Here is a 17,524-nt window from a genome sequence, read left to right as displayed (position 1 = left end):
TGCGTAGGTTCACTACGGCGGAACGGGAGGTCATCTTTCATGACGATGTTCGGACTGGACGAGATACCCGTCAAGCCACGCATGCGTGGCTGGATTCACCTGTACGCCTTCGGCGTCGCGGTAGTGTGCGCGATCACCCTCGTCACGATGGCGTTCAGCCTGGTGTCGGTCAGCGCAGGCCTCGCGACGGGCATCTATTCGATCACCGTGTGCGGGGTGTTCGGCGTCAGCGCCACCTATCACCGCGTGCACTGGAAGACCACCGCGTCGCAGATCTGGATGAAACGCGCCGACCACTCCATGATCTTCCTGTTCATCGCCGGTAGCTACACCCCGTTCGCCGTACTGGGTCTGCCGGCCGCGACGGGACGAACTCTGTTGATCGTCGTGTGGATCGGAGCGATCTGCGGGGTGGCTCTGAAGATGCTGTGGCCCACCGCTCCCCGCTGGGTCGGGGTACCGCTGTATCTCGTTCTCGGCTGGGCGATCGTGCCGGTCGCTCCCACCCTGATCGAGCACGTCGGCTTCGCACCGTTCCTGCTGCTGTTGGTCGGCGGCATCTTCTACAGCGTCGGGGCGGTCCTCTACGCCACCAAGTGGCCGAACCCGTGGCCCACGACATTCGGCCATCACGAATTCTTCCACGCAGCAACGGTGTTGGCGGCAATCTGCCACCTCGTGGCAGTGTGGCTCGTCCTGTTCTGACGACCCGTCGGAAGGCGGAACACCGCGTCGGCGACGTCACTTCCGCAGTGCGGCCGCCAGATCCTCGACCGACGTCACAGGCCGGTCGCAGACGAATCCGCGACACACGTACGCCGTTTCCTGCCCGTCGACGGGCGGTCGGCCCGTCAGCAGCGCAGACGAGTCGGCCGAGCCTGCGACCACCACGGAACCTCCGGGTGCCAGCGACCGCGCGGCGGCGAGCAACTCACCGTCCGGTGCGAGCGACACGGCGATCTGAATCGGGCCGCGCACCGACGCCTCGGCCACGGCCAGCCAGTGACCACCCGACCTGGGGGCGCGTTCGAGGATGGCCGCTGCTCGTGCGAGCGAGGCAGCGGCCAGTTCGGCGTACCGTGCGGACGATTCGTGATCGACGAGGGCGGCGGCGGTGAGCAGAGCCTCGGCCATCGTCGACGCTCCCGACGGAGTCGCGCCGTCGATCGGATCCCGCGGCCGGGTCACCAGGGTCTCGGCATCGTCGGCGGTGTCGAACCAGCTGCCGGCGTCGTCGGGATCGGCGAAGTGCTCGATCGCGGCGTCGAGGATCGTCGTCATCCGTCGGGTCCAGACGGCGTCGCCGGTGGCCTGGAACAGCGTGGCAGCGGCCACGGCGAGGCAGGCGTAGTCCTCGAGCACTCCGGTGGCCTCACCCACTGCGCTACCGAGGGACGCCCGCCGGACACGTCCCGATTCGACGTGAGTGGCGAACAGTTGCTCGCCGCATTCGACGGCGGCGTCGACCCAGGTCGGTTCGTTCGCGCCGGTTCCGGCCTCGGCCAACGCGGTGATGGCCAGTGCGTTCCACGCGGTGACCACCTTGTCGTCTCGACCGGGTTGCGGCCGCGACGCTCGAGCCGCCGACAACGCGTTCCGGATGCGGGCGAACCGGTCGTAGTCCTCGGGCTCGGCGGGCAGTTGCAGCACCGACATACCGGCCTCGAACGTGCCGGCGGAGTTCACCGCGAACAGGCCTGCCGCCCACACACCGTCCTCGAAACCGAGGGTGTCGACCAGCTGCTCGGGGGTCCACACGTAGGTCAGACCCTCGACTCCTTCGGTGTCGGCATCGAGCGCCGACGCGAAACAGCCGTTGGCCGTGCGCAATTCACCGAGCATGAATCGTGCGGTATCCGACGCCACCCGACGCACCAGCGGATCATCGTCGACCCGGGCGGCGTGCGCGTAGAACCGCAGCAGCAGCGCATTGTCGTAGAGCATCTTCTCGAAGTGCGGAACGATCCATTCGGCGTCGACCGAATACCGTGCGAAGCCGCCGCCGAGTTGGTCGTACATGCCTCCACGCGCCATTGCCGCCGCGGTACGTCGAACCACGTCGAGTACCTCACCGTTGCCGGTGCGCTCGTAGTGCCGGAGCAGACCCTCGAGCAGTGCACCCGGTGGAAACTTCGGTGCCCGGCCGAAGCCGCCGTACGTGGTGTCCTCGTCGGCGCAGACCGCCGCCACGGACGCGGCCAGAAAATCGGCGTCTATCGGTCGTCCGCCGGCCGGAATTCCGGAGCTCTGTTTGCGCAGTTCGGTGACGATGGCCGCGGACGCGTCGAACACCTCCTGTCGCCGGGTGGACCAGGTATCGGCGATTGCGGTCAGTAATTGTTCGAAGGAGGGCATCCCCTGGCGCGGGGCCGGTGGGTAGTACGTCCCGCAGTAGAAAGGTTCGGTCTCGGGTGTGAGGAAACAGGTCATGGGCCAACCGCCCTGACCGGTCATCGCGACAGTGGCGTTCATGTACACCGCATCGAGGTCGGGGCGTTCTTCCCGATCGACCTTGATGCACACGAAGTGCTCGTTCATCAGGGCCGCGGTGGCCTCGTCCTCGAACGATTCGTGTGCCATGACATGACACCAGTGGCACGCCGAGTACCCGATGGACAACAGGATCGGGACGTCGCGATCACGCGCGGACTGCAGTGCCTGCGGTCCCCACTGCTGCCAGTGCACCGGATTGTCGGCGTGCTGACGCAGATACGGACTGGTGGATTCGCCCAGCGTGTTCGCGTCGAGCATCAGGGTTCGTCGGGAACAGCGGGTTTCGGACGGCTGGTGTCCGGTTGTGGGCTCGGCGTGATGCCCCCACGATCAGTGCCCTCGTCGAGCGCCTGATCCAGCGTGGGATCTTCTTTCTCGAACGTCGCGGGCAGACGCTTGATCTTCTTGTTCATGGACCAGATCAGCAGCGCCGTTCCGACCAGCAACGCCACGAGGATCACCAGACCGATCGGCGACGACTTGCCGAACTCGGGCCCCGTGGGCTGCTGGGCGAGGATCGACACGATCATTGTTCGGTCTCTTCTATTCCCGCGAACAGGTCGGTCTCGGGCAGTGACGTGGTCACGCGGGTGCGGGCGAGCTCGAACTCCTCGGTGGGCCACAACTTGCGTTGGACGTCCACCGGCACCGCGAAGAACGCTCCGTTGGGATCGATCTGCGTCGCATGGGCTCGCAGTGCGTCGTCGCGCTGCTCGAACCAGGTGCCCACGTCGACCTGCGTGGTGATGCGCTCCATGATCTCGTCGCGCTGACCGTCCCACCGCTTCAGCCAGTCGACGAACGGGCTCTCCTCGCCGCGGTCGATGAACCAGTCGTGGAAGAGCTGCATGCGCTTACGCAGGAAACCGTGCGAGTAGTAGAGCTTGAGCGGAGTCCACGGCTCACCCGCATCGGGGAAACGCTCGGGATCGCCCGCGGCTTCCCACGCGGCCATCGAGACCTCGTGGCAGCGGATGTGATCGGGATGCGGGTAGCCGCCGCGTTCGTCGTAGGTGGTGATGACGTGGGGCTTGAAGTCTCGAACCACCTTCACCAACGCCTCGGTGGACACCTCCAACGGCACCAGCGCGAAACAGCCCTCGGGCAGCGGCGGCAGCGGATCGCCCTCGGGGAGTCCCGAGTCCTCGAATCCGAGCCACGTCTGCTGTACCCCGAGGATGCGCGCGGCCTCGGCCATCTCCTCGCGTCGAACCTCCCGGATGCGTTGGTGGACGCCCGGAATGTCCATGGCCGGATTGAGGATGTCCCCTCGCTCGCCGCCGGTGAGCGTGACGACCAGAACGTCGTGCCCTTCGGCCGCATAACGGGCCGTGGTCGCAGCACCTTTGCTGGACTCGTCGTCGGGATGGGCATGCACTGCCATGAGCCGCAGTCCGGACACGTTCTTCCTCACCTCGGATTCGCCTTGTTCTTGCCTGCCCTATAGTTCCACCTGACGCCGACATGCCCCCAGCGGCACCCCCGATTTCACTCCGAGAGCTGACATGACCAACGCACTTCCCGCAGGTAGATACCCGTCGGGTTCCGGTCCGAGCGGCATTCGGCGAGCTCCGAAACGTGCGACGAAGATCGCACTGGTGGCACTGGTCCTGCTGGTCGGGCTCGGCGTGGCCTACTACGCCTACACGAAATTCTCGGTCAAGCCCGTCGAAGGCAGCCAACTTTCGTTCGACATCGTCGACGAGAGCACGATGTCGATCCGATTCAGCGTCACCCGGGAGAACCCGGAGCAGCCGGCGGTGTGCATCGTCCGCGCTCGTTCTCGCGACGGTTCCGAGACGGGACGGCGCGAGGTGTACATCCCACCGGAGTCCTCCTCGACCACGGTGGAGCTCACCACCGACGTGACGACGTCGTCCCCACCCGCCGTTGGAGACGTGTACGGCTGCAGCCTCGATGTTCCCGAGTATTTACGAGCCCGATAGGCGAAGAGCCTGTTCGTGGTAAGCTCGGGTCGTACACGGCTGCCGCACAGGTGCCGTGTATTGCTGCATTGCGGGCAGGGTTACCTGCGTCAACGATGTCGACGGCTCCAGGATGCGGGCCGACCAAGGGGATCCATCCATTGGAGTCCCCTCTTCGTTGCGTGCCCTACCGCCTAGAAACCGGAATCGAACTCGAGATTCCGACTACGAGGGAGTGATCGAGATGACCGAGACCCAGGTGACCTGGCTTACCCAGGAATCACACGACAGGCTCAAGAGCGAACTCGACCAGCTCATTTCCAATCGCCCCGTCATCGCCGCCGAGATCAACGAGCGTCGCGAAGAGGGCGATCTGAAGGAGAACGGCGGCTACCACGCTGCGCGCGAGGAGCAGGGCCAGCAGGAAGCACGCATTCGTCAGCTGCAGGAACTGCTCAACAACGCGAAGGTCGGCGAGGCGCCCACCCAGTCGGGCGTGGCTCTGCCCGGATCCGTCGTCAAGGTCTACTACGACGGCGACGAGTCCGACACCGAGACCTTCCTGATCGCCACCCGCGAAGAGGGTGCCCGCGACAGCAAGCTCGAGGTGTACTCCCCCGCGTCCCCGCTGGGTGGATCGCTCATCGACGCGAAGGTCGGCGACACCCGCGAGTACACCCTGCCCAACGGCAAGACCATGAAGGTCACGCTGGTCAGCGCAGAGCCGTACCACACCTGATTCGGGCCTTTTCTCGAACAACACCCCCGGTCGCTCAGCGGCCGGGGGTGTTGTCGTTTCGGACGATCTCAGGCAGTCATCGTCTTCTGGTACTTGCGGACCGACAGCGGCACGAACACCACGAGCATCACCACGACCCAGATCAACGTGTACAGGACCGGGTTCTGCAACGGCCACACCTCGGGCGGTGGGGCCATCGGATTGGTGTTGCCGAACTGCTCACGCACGGCCAGGGTCACCGACGAGATGGGGTTCCATTCCGCGATGGTCTTGAGCACGCTCGGGAAGTTGTCGATCGGCACGAAGGTGTTCGCGATGAACGTGAGCGGGAAGATCACGATGAACGACGCGTTGTTGAAGATCTCCGGGGAGCGCACGATCAGTCCCACCAGCGCCATCACCCACGAAATCGAGTACGCGAACAACAGCAACAGCACGTAACCGAGCAGAGCGTCGAAGAACGACGACGTGATGCGCCAGCCCACGATGAGTCCGGTGATGGACATGATCGTGATGGTGACGACGTTGTTGCCGACGTCGGCGGCCGTCCGCCCGATGACGACGGCAGATCGCGCCATCGGCAGCGACCGGAAGCGGTCCATGACGCCCTTCTGCAGATCCTCGGCCAGCGAGGATCCGGTGATGGACGCACCGAAGATCATCGTCTGGACGAAGATGCCGCCCATCAGGAAGCTCTTGTAGTCGATACCGGGTACGTCGATGGCACTGCCGAAGACATAGGCGAACAACAGCACGAACATGATCGGTGACAGCGTCGCGAAGAACAGCAGATCGGGAACTCGCTTGAGCTTGATCAGGTTTCGCTTGGTGATGATCGCCGAATCCAGGAGAACGTTGCTCATTTCTCTTCCTCCGCAGCCTCGGGCTCGCCGGTGGTCTGACCGGTCAGAGACAGGAACACATCGTCGAGGTTCGGCCGTCGCAGACCGACGTCGACCACCCCGATTCCCGCAGCTTCCAGATGACTCAACGCCGTGGACAGATCCTTCGATCCACCGTTGACCGGCATGACGATCCGTCCCACCTGTTCGTCCAGGGTGGGCGGCTCGACGCCGATCGGGGTCAGGATCTCCTTGGCGCGATCGGCCTGAGATCGGTCCGTGAGTACGAATTCGATTCGCTCGCCGCCCGTTTGGGCCTTCAGCTCGTCGGCGGTGCCGCGCGCGATGATCTTGCCCTTGTTGAGCACGATGATCGAATCGGCGAGCCGGTCCGCCTCCTCGAGGTACTGCGTCGTCAACAGGATCGTCGTTCCGTCACGGACGAGATCTGCGATGAACTCCCACATCGTGATTCGGCTGCGCGGGTCGAGACCGGTGGTGGGTTCGTCGAGGAACACCACCCGTGGCCTGCCGATCAGACTGGCCGCGATGTCGAGTCGGCGACGCATACCTCCGGAGTACTGCTTGGCGGTGCGGTCGCGTGCATATTCGAGGTCGAATCTGCTCAGCAGCTCGTCGGCGCGTTTCCTCGCTTCGGCCTTGCGCAGCCCGAACAGTCTGCCGACCATCTCCAGATTCTCGTACCCGGTCAGATACTCGTCGACAGCCGCGAACTGGCCCGTCAGGCCGATCGTCCCCCGAACCTCGTTGGCTTGCTTCGCTACATCGAGCCCGAACACCCGCGCCGAACCGGACGTTGCCTGCAGCAGAGTGGCCAGGATCCGCACCGCCGTCGTCTTGCCCGCACCGTTGGGGCCGAGCACACCGAGTACCGTGCCCTCGGGCACCGTGAAATCGATCCCGTCGAGCGCGACGTTCTTCCCGTACCGAAGTACCAGGTTCTCTACTTCTATAGCGTTCGCCATGGCCCTCTCCCCGTTTCTTCCACTGTCGGTATAAGGACTTCCGAACGCGTAGAGATTAACCGGTTTTGATGGGACCGGGCGTCCACAGGCCGGAACGCTGGATCTCGGTTGCTGTGATCTTCGCCGGCTCAGCCGATCGGTCGTACGGTGTGTACTGCTCGATCGATCCCCAGTCGCGATCCCAGTCCCCGTCCAGGTACGACGGGATGGTGCGGGCCGAGGCAACGACATCGATCCATCCGAGCGGGCCGCCGCCGAAATGGTCCTGCCATGCGTTGGTGATGACGGCACCGCTGCGGTCCGGCAACACCCGGTACTGCGGAACTTCGGCAACCCCGAGTCGGTGATCGAATGGATGCTGACACGGAAAGTTGAAGCCCACCTCCCAGTCCAACAGCACCGGATTCTCGCGCCCGACCACCTCGTTCAACGTCTGGGTACGCGGCACCCGCGGCGGGGTGACCGCGAGCCACTGGTCGGGGTCACGGTCGGTGTCACTCAGTATTAAACGAATCATGTTGCTGCCGGCGGGAATCAGGTCCATCGGCACCCGCAGGTTGCGCCACGACGGCGTCGGGCCGATGTCGATGGGCGTCACCCGCCCCTGCGCCCGGCCGTCCACTCCGTACTCGAGTTCGAGGTTCTGGCCGTAGGTGACGATGCCGTCGGAGTTCACCGAGCGGATGCGTCCGGCCGCGGCAATGGAGACGAGCTGACCGGGGTCGGCGGGCAGCGCGTACCAGCCGGTGGTCAGCGTCGCGGGAGTGTCCGCTCCGAACGACCCCAGCACCGGCACGGTCGCAGGGTCGAGGCCGTACGGCAGTGCACTGCCCCCGGTTCCGGCTCCGGTGGTCGACGTCGGCTGTTGCTGATCCTCGGTGTCGACGGTGTTCGAGGTGCCCGACGCCGAGGATTCCTTGTCTGCGGTGAGGTCCCGCGCAACCCCGTCCGGGGTGAACCCGTCGTTCTCGGCCCCCAGAGCGGCGACGGCGTCGCCGCTGACCGGTTGCAGCACATCGGCATTGGGGTTCGTCTCGAGCAGCACGTCGTTCGCGAGTCCACACGTGTTGCCGGCCAGCGCCGACAGGTTCGATTTCGCGACCGAGTACGACGGCCACTGAGCCACCGCACCCTTGGCCATCGATGCCACGGCCAGCAGCACCATCAGCCCTGCGGCCACGGCGATCGGCGGCACCGACCACCATCGCGCCATCGGCTTGTCGGCGCGGACGTACGGCGCACGCAGATGGAACCACACAGCGGCGAGCAACAGCAGTACCGTCAGGCCGAGGAACATCGTCGAGATGCCGAGACCGGCCACCAGAATCGGCTTGTCCCAGAACGGAACTCCCCACGCCGAGACGTACCAGTAGCCGTTGGTTCCGGTGAAGGCGACCGCCGTCAGGAACGACACGGCCGCCGCGAACAGCAACCGGTTGCGCCGCGAACGGAGCACCGCTGCGCCGGTTGCCACGGCCGCGAGCACCGCAACCGAGGCCGCGAGCCCGGCGAACACGCCGAAGTGATGCGTCCACTTGGTGGGGGTGATCATCATCAATGCCATGGCCCCGACGGTGATGCCGACGATGCGTCGAGCGGGGCCGGTGGCGGTGCCGGGAATCTTGCCGCCCTTGCGCAGCATCGCGATCACCACCGCGATCAGCGAGACGACCATGACGAACACCCCGAAGCGGCGCGCCAGCGAGCCGTCGATGTCCATGTTCATCAGCCACTGGTAGCGCAGGTACTCCTCGAACCACGCCTGGCTCGGCCCGGCCGCAGTGTGCACCCGCTGCATCTCGAGCATGCCGGCCACGGTCTGATTCCCGAACGCGAAGACGAGTACCACCGTGCCCGACGCGATCAACGGCGCGAGCAGTGTCAGTGCACCCCAAGCTGTGGTGCCGAACGCGCGGGCACGGGCGACGACGATCTGAATCACCGGCCGGGCACCGGCAATCAGTGGCGCAAAACAGATGAAGCCCGACGGTGCGCACGTGACCGTCAACGCAGCGATCAGGATAGCCGCTGCCGCAGGGAGCAGTCGCCGTGTCGCGATGGACCGCTCCACCGAACACCACGTCAGCAACACGCCCAGAGCCACGAACGGCTCCGGGCGCAGACCGTTGTTGTACGGCAACCAGAACGCCAGCATCACCAGCCCGCCGGTCCACAACGCAGTTTTCGACGCGCGGGCAGCGGCACCGAACCGCGGGATCACCTCACGACTGAGGACGAGCCAGACGACGACGCCGCAGATCAACGTCGGGATCCGCATCCACACACTGGCCGTCGACACGTGCGAGAGGAGGGTGAACATGTCGTACAACGGTGTGCCGAACGGTGTTTCGGGCACCCCGAAGTAACGGAAGTAGTTGGCCATGTACCCGGCGTGATCGGCCGTGCGTGCCATGCCCAGTTGATAGCCGTCGTCGGAGGTGTTCGCGCCGATGACGTGCCACACCAGCAGAGTCCCGATCACCACCGCGTCGGCCGGCCCGAAGCTCCACCAGCGACGCGGCAGGAACCGGCGGGCGCGACGGCCGTCGGACAGATCGAGGCGGTGCAGGGCCACCAGCGATATTCCCGTGGCGAGCACTCCGACGATCATCGCGAACCACTTCAGCGCGCTGGGCGTGGAAGAAAACCTACTGTCCAGCTCGGCCTGCAGCTGCAGACCGGGAACGTTGCCCTGCAGATCACTGAACACTCCGACCAGCTGGGGCCGCACGTCGCCCTCACGGGAGACGGTGTCGTCACCGGTCAGTCCGACAGTGGTCGCGGTGCCGTTCGAGGTGATCGTCAGCAAGCAGTCGCCCGCAGTCGATGGGCTCAGTTCCGCGACCGGCTTCTCGAGCAGGACCGAATCGCGCAGCGTCACCTTCAGTTGCGACGCCTCGCCCCCGGTCACCTCGGCGACGAGACCGTAGCGATAGGCGTCGGGCGATCCCTTGGGCGACGTGGACAGCAACAGGCCGCCGTCGGAGAGATCAGCCGCGGCTGCACACGGAACGGTCGCGTCGACGCTGATCGGGGTGTAACCGACGAGCGGGGCCTCGACATTGCCGACCGTCTCGCTCTGCGGCCAGGTCAACGACGACTGTTGTTGTTCGATCGGCAACAGCGGTATCGAGATCGTCAGCAGGATTCCCACCAGTGCGGAAACGATCGCGACGAGCCGTGCCATGCAAACTTCTCCCACCGATGTCCTGGTCCAGGTCGCTGATCAAGGTACCAGTGCGACCTGTGTGAACCCGGCCGTCAGTTCTCGACCTGCACCGCATATCCCGCTGCGCCCAGGGCGTCGAGCACCGTGCCGCGGTGATCGGGTCCGCGTGTCTCGACGGTCAACATGACGTCGACTTCCTCGAGGCCCAAGCGTCCGCCGGTGCGGGAATGCACGACGTCGACGACACTCGCACCGGCGTCGCGCACGACCCCCAGGACGCCGGTGAGCCCGCCGGGCTTGTCCGAAATCGTCACCCGCACTGCCAGATAACGTCCGCCGGCCCGAAGTCCGTGGGTGATGACATGTGTGAGCAGCAGCGGATCGATGTTTCCGCCGGAGAGCACCGCGCACACCGAACCGGTCAGGCCCAATTCCTCGGCCGAGTGCGTCATCAGCGCTGCCACCGCAGCGGCACCGGCCGGTTCGACGATGAGCTTCGCTCGTTCGATGCACAGCACCAAGGCACGGGACAGCGCGTCCTCACTGACGGTGACGACGTCGTCGACCCAGCCCTGCACATGATCGAACGGCACCGACCCGGGGAGACCGACAGCGATGCCGTCGGCCATCGTCGACATCGACGTCAGCGCGATCGGGTGGCCCGCCTCCAACGACGCCGGCCACGCGGCCGCGCCCTCGGCCTGCACGCCGATTACTCTGACGTCCGGTTTCGTCAGCTTCACCGCAGCAGCGACCCCCGCCAACAGTCCCCCGCCGCCGGTGGGGATCACGATGGTGCCGACATCCGGCATCTGCTGCAGCAGTTCGGTTCCGAGCGTCGCCTGCCCGGCGACGATATCGAGGTGGTCGAACGGGTGGATGAGCGTGGCACCGGTACGGTCGGCGAATTCCCGTGCCGACGTCAGAGCCTCGTCGACGGTATTGCCCACCAGATGAACCGTCGCGCCGTACGCCTTGGTGGCGACGAGTTTGGGCAGCGACACTCCGACCGGCATGAACACCGTCGAGGTGATCCCCACCTGCGACGCGGCCCACGCGACACCTTGAGCGTGGTTGCCTGCGCTGGCCGCCACCACGCCTCGGGCTCGCTGGTCGGCGTCGAGCCTGGCGATGCGGTTGTACGCCCCGCGCGGCTTGAACGATCCGGTGCGCTGCAGGTTCTCGCATTTGAGGCGCACCTCGTGACCGGTCAGGTCGGACAGAATCCGTGACGCGACCACCGGCGTCCGGCGCATGACCGGCTCCAGCAACGCCTCGGCCGAGGCAATATCCGACGTGGTCACCCGAACGATTTCCGACACAACCGCAGTATGCCAGGAAGAATTGCGCCGCCGATCCGGCCGAGGTGCACCGCGTCACTACAGTTGTGGAGTGCAACACCACAGTGCCCACGACGAGTCGCGCGGAAGTCTGGAGATCAAACACCGTGCGCTGTCGAGAACGGCCATCGCGGCGGCATCGAAGGACCCTCGGGTCACCCGCACCACCGGCGGCATGTCGCGTTTGACCGGCCGCGAACTTCCCCGAGCCGACGTCACCCTCGGAGAGGACACCGTCTCGGTCAACCTCTACATCGGAGTGCGCTGGCCCTCGCAGATCACCGACGTGACCGAGTCGGTTCACCGCACCGTCGAGGCCGCACTGGCGACGATGACCGGCGTGCACGTGCATCGGGTGAACGTGCTGGTGTCGGATACCGCGCTGGACCGTTCGGCGCGCGGACCCGCGAACGGCGTTGCTGCTGATGACGTTGCTGCTGCGTTGGTTTCACCTCGACCACCCACGGCCGGTCCCGCGGCGATGCCGGTGGCGCTGGTGTTCGGGTTCGCCCTCCTCGCCGTGGCGTTCGTAGCCGGCCGCGAATTCTTCATCGCTCAAGGACACATCGTCGGCAGTCCATGGATTGCCGATGCCGTGCACTGGGTTTCGCAACTGCACTGGCAGGGGTGGATGATCGCTCCCGCCGTCGGATCGATCGTCGTCGGTGCACTCTTCGTCTTCGCGGGCGTCAAACCTCGGACGAGAACTCATTCGGGATTGGGCGGTCCGGCGCCCACCGTCTGGGCCACACCGACCGACATCGCTCGATTGTGCAGTGCTGCAGCGCAGTCCACCCGCGGAGTCGTGGACGCGCATACCGTCGTCACACGCAAGAAGATCGAGGTCCGGGTGCAGCGAGATCGAGCTGTTTCTCCGGACACTGCCGACGCTGCCGTGCGCGCTGCCCTCGGTCCGATACTGTCCGTCGCCGCGGGTGGGCGGCGTCTGACGGTGCAGCACTCGGTGTCGCAACCGACACGGGTGTCGTAGTGAAAACCTTTGTCGCAGGGGTGGATCGACTCGTTGCCGTCATCGCGGGAGCCACTCTCCTCGCCGGTGGCGGCTTCGCACTTGCGTGGCACTACGACGTTCCGTGGGCACGGGAGACGCTCTCTCGCTTCGAGCGTGCTCGTATTGCCGAACTGCCGCAGCAGGGTTGGTGGGTACCGACTCTGGCAATCGTCGTCGCGGTGGCCGTCGTCGCGGCGCTGGTGTTGTTGATCGGCAACTTCTCACCACGCATGACCGGAACGGCGAGCGTTATCGAGGAGCCACACTTCTCGGCGCATGTGGACCTGAGTGCGATCGCGTCGGGCGTGGCGGCGGAGTTGGCAGAATTTGACGGTGTTCGACGAGCCAGAGGAACAGCGATCGATGATCGCGGCATGCCCACGATCACTGTATCGGTCTATGCGGCAGCCGATTTCGACGTTGTCGTCTTCACCGCCGAAGCCGAGTCTCGCGCCGCGTTCGTGGCACGGTCTCTGGGCGGCGCGAATGTGGCGACACGCGTCCAACTGCACATCGACAAACGGACCTGACGCCACGTTACGGTGGATCCATGACGTCATCGACGCGTAGCAGATTCGAGCGATGGTCCGGCGGAATGCCCCTCTCTGTCCCGGTGGCATTCGGAGCAGTACTGGTGATTGCCGCGTTCGCCTCGAAACTCGGTGACAGTTCCCTCTACTTCTACGTCCCCCTGGTGTTCGCGACGACCGGGACGATGATCTGGCTCAACGCCCGTCGCACCCCCGATCGAACCGGCCTGCTCCACGCCGCTGTTGGATCAGCACTGCTGATCGGATGCGGCATCGTGGTCGCGGTCTGCGGACTTGCCGGAGGCGTGATGCTGGACTCGACCACCTTCTGGGCATCCATAGCGGTGACCGCCGCAATCGCAGCACCGATCGGTGCCGGAATCACTCCGTTTTCATCGCCGCGGGCCTGAGTGCGGCTTCGCCGCAGTGGTGTGGATATGTGCCCCAGATGGCGCATAGCCACACCACTGCCGCAGGCACTTACAACCGCGGGTCCACCGGCTCCGATTCCAGTGCGAGTACCGCGAACACTGCCTGGTGGATGCGATACAACGGTTCACCACGCACCGATCGGTCCAACGCCTCCATGCCGAGCGCGTATTCGCGTAGCGCCATCGACTGCTTGTGTCCCACGTTTCGGTTACGCAGTGCAGTGAGTCGATTAGGGTCGGTGTAATCCGCACCGTAGATCAGCCGCAGGTACTCCCGGCCACGAACCTTCATGCCGGGCTGCATCTTTCCGCGCGGCATGTTGGCCGCCGGTTTGACGACCATTCCCTCACCGCCCTGTGCCGTCAACTCCTCCCACCATGTCACCCCTGCCGCAACCGAATCCGACGACGACAGATCGACCTCGATCCGACGCGTCGTCGTGAACAGCTTCGGCGCAGTGGCCACCAGTCGATCGGCCAGTGCAAGGTGCCATTCGTGCGGGCGGTCCGCATACGTGCCGGCGTCGGAGGCCAACAGCTGGAACGGGGCGAGACTGACGCCTGCCAGTCCATCCGTCGGCCAGCTGTACCGCCGATACGCAGCAGTGAACTCGGCGAGGTTGCGCTGCCGAATCACGTTCCGTTCCTGCAGTTCGGACACGGCCAGGCCGCGCGAGGCCGCCCGAGCGAGCACCGACTCCTCGGCCTCGAGATTCGCCCGGGACACGGCCGCAGGTGCCGCATACTCGGACTTGATCAGGCCCTCCGCCTTGGCGGACCACGGCATCAGTTCGCAGTCGAGAACCAGCCAGTGCGAGGACAATTCGTCCCACACGCCGGCCCCCTCCAGAGCGTCGGCCACCCCAGCGATCAGCACCCCGGTCACGGTCTCGTCGAACACCGGCCGACCGGTCCGCGTGTACGCGGTGCCGAGGACACCGTCGGGAGCGTCGAACTTCGCCCGAGCGGTGTCGGCATCGCGACACACCACGACGACCACCCGCGAGCCCATGTGCTTCTCCTCGCAGATCACCGTCGACGCACCGAGCGCCCGATACGCGTCGAATGCCTCCGTCGGGTACTCAAGATAACCCTCTCGTTCCGAGGTACGACTCGGTGCCATCGTCGGCGGAAGGTAGTGCAGCCACTGCGGAACCAAGGCGAACCGGCTCATCACTTCCAATGCGCCCGCGGCATTCTCCGGCCGAATCGACACACGCCCACGCAGCGCAGTCTCCACTCCGGTCGGTCCGATGACGTCCGACAGATCCAGCGACGACGACTCCCGAACGAACCCGCCCAGCGGCCGGGTCGGCTCGTACCAGACCTGCTCCGCCGACACCGAGACGACCTCACGCTCCGGATACCGCAGCGCCGTCAACTTGCCGCCGAAGACACACCCCGTGTCCAGACACGCAGTGTTGTTCTCCCACTGCACCTCCGGCACGGGAGTGTGTCCGTACAGCACAGTCGCCGACCCGCGATAGTCCTGAGCCCACGGATACCGCACCGGCAGCCCGAATTCGTCGGTCTCGCCGGTGGTGTCGCCGTACAGGGCGAAGCTGCGCACTCGGCCCGACGCGCGGTTGTGGTACTTCTCGATCAACCCCGCGTGCGAAACGACGAGTCTTCCGCCGTCGAGCACCAGGTGTGCGACGAGACCATCACAGAATTCGAGCACCTCGCGGCGGAACTCGTCGGTATCGCCGTCGAGCTGCTCGAGTGTCTCGGCCAAACCGTGTGAGGCAGTGACTTTCCGACCTCGCAGCGCCTTGACGAGCTTGTTCTCGTGATTGCCCGGAACTGCCAGTGCTGCGCCGTTTGCCACCATCCCCATCACGAGCCGCAGCACACCGACCGAATCCGGCCCACGGTCGACGTAGTCCCCGACGAACACCGCCGTTCGACCCTCCGGCGGCGTTGCACCGACTGCCCTACCGTCTGCGTCGCGCTCGAGCGTGTAACCCAAAGTCGTGAGCAGGCTTTCGAGCTCCGACAGACATCCGTGAATGTCGCCGATCACATCGAAAGGCCCGGAAAGCTCCCGGCGGTCGCTACGCAGCGGGGTACGAACGAACGTCGCCGACGCCACCGCGTCGACACCGTCGAGGACATGAACCGAGCGAAAGCCTTCTTTGGACAGCCCTCGCATCGAGCGCTGCAACTGGGACTGCTGGCGGCGCAGCACGTCTCGGCCGAACGTCCTGTCGCTGCGGTCCGCGTTGCGCTGTGCGCAGACCGGTTCCGGCACGTCGAGCACCACGGCAACCGGCAGGACATCGTGCTCACGAGCCAAGGCGATCAGGGCCTTGCGAGCCGCCGGTTGCACGTTGGTGGCGTCGACGACGGTGAGCAGACCGGCCCGCAGCCTGGTTGCGACGAGAAATTCCAGGAGCGCGAACGCGTCCTTCGTGGCGCTCTGCAGGTTGGGGTCGTTGCTGACCATCCCTCGACAGGCATCACTCGACACGGTTTCGTACGGGCCGAACCGGTCTGCAGCGAAGGAGGACTTCCCCGATCCACTGATGCCGACGAGGACGACGAGGGACAGGTCCGGAATCTCGTAGGTACTCACTGGGACTGCTCCTCTCTGGTGAATAGCGCGATCTGGGTAGGGCTGCCGAGCACGTCGTCGACGGGTCCGATGCGGTCGAAGCGAACGGTGTAGGCGTGTGCGTCCGCCACCGACGTCGCCCATTGCTCGAATTGGGCACGGGTGAACTCGAATCGGTGATCGACGTGCCGAAAGGCTCCGGCGTCGAGGCCCGGGTACAGCACGTTGTATTCCGAGTTCGGCGTGGTGACGAGCACCGACCTCGGACGTGCCTCTCGAAAGACCGAGCGCACCAACGCCGGAAGGCGTTCGAGGTCGATGTGCTCGATGACCTCCATGAGCACCATCGCGTCGAATCCTTGCAACCGTACGTCGCGATAGATCGCCGACGACTGGAGCAGTTCGATGCGTCCACGCTGCCGATCCGACATCTCGTCGAGACGAAGCCTGCGCTGTGCCTTCGCCAACGCACGATCACTCACGTCGGCACCGACTATCCGCTCGATTGCGTTGTGTGCGAGCAATTCACGCAACAGTCGGCCCTCGCCGCACCCCATGTCGATGACCGACTTCGCACCGGCATCACCGAGTGCGGCCAGTACCGCATGTAGTCGCTGCTCGGCCAACGTCGGATCCCGTGGGCTGACAACCTCTTCCGGCGCATCGGGGACCAGACGATCGAGTGCGGACTCGACGAGCTCACGCCGGTGCGCAAGATATCGGGAGGCGATCAACGACGACTCCGGATGCTCGCCGAGCCAATCCCCCGCTGCCCGAACGAGTTTGTCCGCCTCGTCCTCACCGACCCAATAGTGCTTGGTGTCGTCGAGCACTGGCAGCAGTACGTACAGGTGCCGCAGCGCAGCCGACAGAGGAAAGGTGCCGGTGAGTACCAGATCCACGTATTCGGAGTCGCCCCAGTTCGGCTGCGTCGAATCCAGTGGGATCGGGGTGGCCTCGACATTCCATCCGAGGGGTCCGAACAGCCGAGGCGCAAGATCTGGCGAACCGCGCGACGGCGCGGCCGGCATCGTGACGCTCAGATCGATTGCCGCAGAGACCAATTCGGGTCTTGTGGTACAGACGCCTGCCAGCGTCTGCTTGAACAGCCGCGACAGCGCTACCGCCAATGCGGAGGCGGCGTCGGCATCGGCGAGAACGGCGACGGTGGTGCACTCAGCCGAGACCTCGGGATACAGCACCGTGGTGGCACCCATCGGCAGGTTCCAGCTCTGCACGCGATCGGGGTGCTTGTGCAACAAATACCCGATATCGGAGGCGTCCGGGAAATCGGTTGTGGCATTTGCAGTCACGGTCAGTAGCACCGCAGCGACGTTACGGGACAGCCGCGTCCGATGCGTCCCATTTTCCGGTCGTGTACTCCCCTCTACCCGCCGGATCAATGCGACTTTGTTGCAGTCTGAGCGACTGAAACCCACATTGATCCCGACGGGAGGGCCGTCCAACGGGAGGGCCACACAAGGGAGGCCGCACATTGAGGAG

15 protein-coding genes are annotated in these 17,524 nt (G+C 65.3%); 6 read left to right on the top strand and 9 right to left on the bottom strand.

Annotation, left to right across the window (positions count from 1 at the left end):
• Positions 1-39: 39 nt before the first annotated feature.
• Positions 40-705 (top strand): PAQR family membrane homeostasis protein TrhA, encoded by a 666-nt coding sequence (trhA, locus tag RFA01S_RS19585; RefSeq protein ID WP_027498145.1) that lies wholly within the window; start codon positions 40-42, stop codon positions 703-705.
• Positions 706-741: 36 nt separating this feature from the next.
• Here the strand turns inward: trhA and RFA01S_RS19580 are convergent, their stop codons facing one another.
• The 3 genes from RFA01S_RS19580 to mca are packed head-to-tail and all read right to left on the bottom strand — an operon-like array spanning position 742 to position 3,895.
• Positions 742-2,751, bottom strand: coding sequence for a thioredoxin domain-containing protein (locus RFA01S_RS19580; RefSeq protein ID WP_032407309.1), 2,010 nt, complete (start codon positions 2,749-2,751; stop codon positions 742-744).
• On the bottom strand, positions 2,751-3,023 hold the full coding sequence (locus RFA01S_RS19575) for a hypothetical protein (RefSeq protein ID WP_032381331.1): 273 nt from the start codon (positions 3,021-3,023) through the stop codon (positions 2,751-2,753). The genes RFA01S_RS19580 and RFA01S_RS19575 overlap by 1 nt, the downstream gene beginning before the upstream one ends.
• Positions 3,020-3,895 carry a mycothiol conjugate amidase Mca gene (mca, locus tag RFA01S_RS19570; RefSeq protein WP_027498148.1) on the bottom strand — a complete coding sequence of 292 codons (876 nt, stop codon included), beginning with the start codon at positions 3,893-3,895 and terminating at the stop codon, positions 3,020-3,022. The genes RFA01S_RS19575 and mca overlap by 4 nt, the downstream gene beginning before the upstream one ends.
• Positions 3,896-3,998: 103 nt before the next feature.
• Here mca and RFA01S_RS19565 point away from each other — a divergent pair, with 103 nt between their 5' ends.
• A complete protein-coding gene (locus tag RFA01S_RS19565) occupies positions 3,999-4,439 on the top strand; it encodes a DUF4307 domain-containing protein (RefSeq protein WP_027498149.1) in 441 nt (146 codons plus the stop codon).
• Positions 4,440-4,662: 223 nt separating this feature from the next.
• A complete protein-coding gene (gene greA / locus RFA01S_RS19560) occupies positions 4,663-5,157 on the top strand; it encodes a transcription elongation factor GreA (RefSeq protein ID WP_027498150.1) in 495 nt (164 codons plus the stop codon).
• Between the two features lie 68 nt (positions 5,158-5,225).
• Here greA and RFA01S_RS19555 read toward each other — a convergent pair whose 3' ends face one another.
• The 4 genes from RFA01S_RS19555 to ilvA all read right to left on the bottom strand — a co-directional run bounded on the left by RFA01S_RS19555 (position 5,226) and on the right by ilvA (position 11,410).
• A complete protein-coding gene (locus RFA01S_RS19555; RefSeq protein WP_027498151.1) occupies positions 5,226-6,020 on the bottom strand; it encodes an ABC transporter permease in 795 nt (264 codons plus the stop codon).
• Positions 6,017-6,985: a daunorubicin resistance protein DrrA family ABC transporter ATP-binding protein gene (locus RFA01S_RS19550; protein WP_032381330.1), complete on the bottom strand. Its 969-nt coding sequence runs from the start codon at positions 6,983-6,985 to the stop codon at positions 6,017-6,019. Before RFA01S_RS19550 ends, RFA01S_RS19555 begins: the two co-directional genes overlap by 4 nt.
• Before the next feature lie 55 nt (positions 6,986-7,040).
• Entirely contained in the window at positions 7,041-10,172 is a 3,132-nt protein-coding gene (locus RFA01S_RS19545) for an arabinosyltransferase domain-containing protein (RefSeq protein WP_032407310.1), read from the bottom strand.
• Between the two features lie 74 nt (positions 10,173-10,246).
• Positions 10,247-11,410 (bottom strand): threonine ammonia-lyase, encoded by a 1,164-nt coding sequence (gene ilvA / locus RFA01S_RS19540; protein WP_218017706.1) that lies wholly within the window; start codon positions 11,408-11,410, stop codon positions 10,247-10,249.
• Positions 11,411-11,546: 136 nt separating this feature from the next.
• On the opposite strand from ilvA, the gene RFA01S_RS19535 reads away from it, so the two are divergent.
• From RFA01S_RS19535 to RFA01S_RS19525, 3 genes are read left to right on the top strand one after another with little or no spacing between them, the layout of a single operon-like run.
• Complete coding sequence (locus RFA01S_RS19535; RefSeq protein WP_032407311.1) at positions 11,547-12,485, top strand: Asp23/Gls24 family envelope stress response protein; 939 nt, start codon at positions 11,547-11,549, stop codon at positions 12,483-12,485.
• Positions 12,485-13,036: a hypothetical protein gene (locus RFA01S_RS19530; RefSeq protein ID WP_032365316.1), complete on the top strand. Its 552-nt coding sequence runs from the start codon at positions 12,485-12,487 to the stop codon at positions 13,034-13,036. The genes RFA01S_RS19535 and RFA01S_RS19530 overlap by 1 nt, the downstream gene beginning before the upstream one ends.
• A gap of 20 nt (positions 13,037-13,056) precedes the next feature.
• Positions 13,057-13,446: a hypothetical protein gene (locus RFA01S_RS19525; RefSeq protein WP_072692144.1), complete on the top strand. Its 390-nt coding sequence runs from the start codon at positions 13,057-13,059 to the stop codon at positions 13,444-13,446.
• 70 nt (positions 13,447-13,516) lie between these two features.
• Here RFA01S_RS19525 and RFA01S_RS19520 read toward each other — a convergent pair whose 3' ends face one another.
• Positions 13,517-16,042: a polynucleotide kinase-phosphatase gene (locus RFA01S_RS19520; protein WP_032407313.1), complete on the bottom strand. Its 2,526-nt coding sequence runs from the start codon at positions 16,040-16,042 to the stop codon at positions 13,517-13,519.
• Positions 16,039-17,334 (bottom strand): 3' terminal RNA ribose 2'-O-methyltransferase Hen1, encoded by a 1,296-nt coding sequence (locus RFA01S_RS19515; RefSeq protein WP_238325113.1) that lies wholly within the window; start codon positions 17,332-17,334, stop codon positions 16,039-16,041. Before RFA01S_RS19515 ends, RFA01S_RS19520 begins: the two co-directional genes overlap by 4 nt.
• Positions 17,335-17,524 lie beyond the last annotated feature (190 nt).

The organism is Rhodococcoides fascians NBRC 12155 = LMG 3623 (genome assembly GCF_001894785.1).
Lineage (GTDB): Bacteria > Actinomycetota > Actinomycetes > Mycobacteriales > Mycobacteriaceae > Rhodococcoides > Rhodococcoides fascians.
Note: the sequence above shows the minus strand (reverse complement) of the source record. Positions and strands in the feature narration are given on the sequence as shown.

Bases quoted from the DNA above. Each gene is read 5' to 3' on its own strand.
- trhA (WP_027498145.1), top strand. From the start codon at position 40: ATGACGATGTTCGGACTGGACGAGATACCCGTCAAGCCACGCATGCGT.
- RFA01S_RS19580 (WP_032407309.1), bottom strand. From the start codon at position 2,751: ATGCTCGACGCGAACACGCTGGGCGAATCCACCAGTCCGTATCTGCGT.
- RFA01S_RS19575 (WP_032381331.1), bottom strand. From the start codon at position 3,023: ATGATCGTGTCGATCCTCGCCCAGCAGCCCACGGGGCCCGAGTTCGGC.
- RFA01S_RS19565 (WP_027498149.1), top strand. From the start codon at position 3,999: ATGACCAACGCACTTCCCGCAGGTAGATACCCGTCGGGTTCCGGTCCG.
- greA (WP_027498150.1), top strand. From the start codon at position 4,663: ATGACCGAGACCCAGGTGACCTGGCTTACCCAGGAATCACACGACAGG.
- RFA01S_RS19555 (WP_027498151.1), bottom strand. From the start codon at position 6,020: ATGAGCAACGTTCTCCTGGATTCGGCGATCATCACCAAGCGAAACCTG.
- RFA01S_RS19550 (WP_032381330.1), bottom strand. From the start codon at position 6,985: ATGGCGAACGCTATAGAAGTAGAGAACCTGGTACTTCGGTACGGGAAG.
- RFA01S_RS19545 (WP_032407310.1), bottom strand. From the start codon at position 10,172: ATGGCACGGCTCGTCGCGATCGTTTCCGCACTGGTGGGAATCCTGCTG.
- ilvA (WP_218017706.1), bottom strand. From the start codon at position 11,410: ATGCGCCGGACGCCGGTGGTCGCGTCACGGATTCTGTCCGACCTGACC.
- RFA01S_RS19525 (WP_072692144.1), top strand. From the start codon at position 13,057: ATGACGTCATCGACGCGTAGCAGATTCGAGCGATGGTCCGGCGGAATG.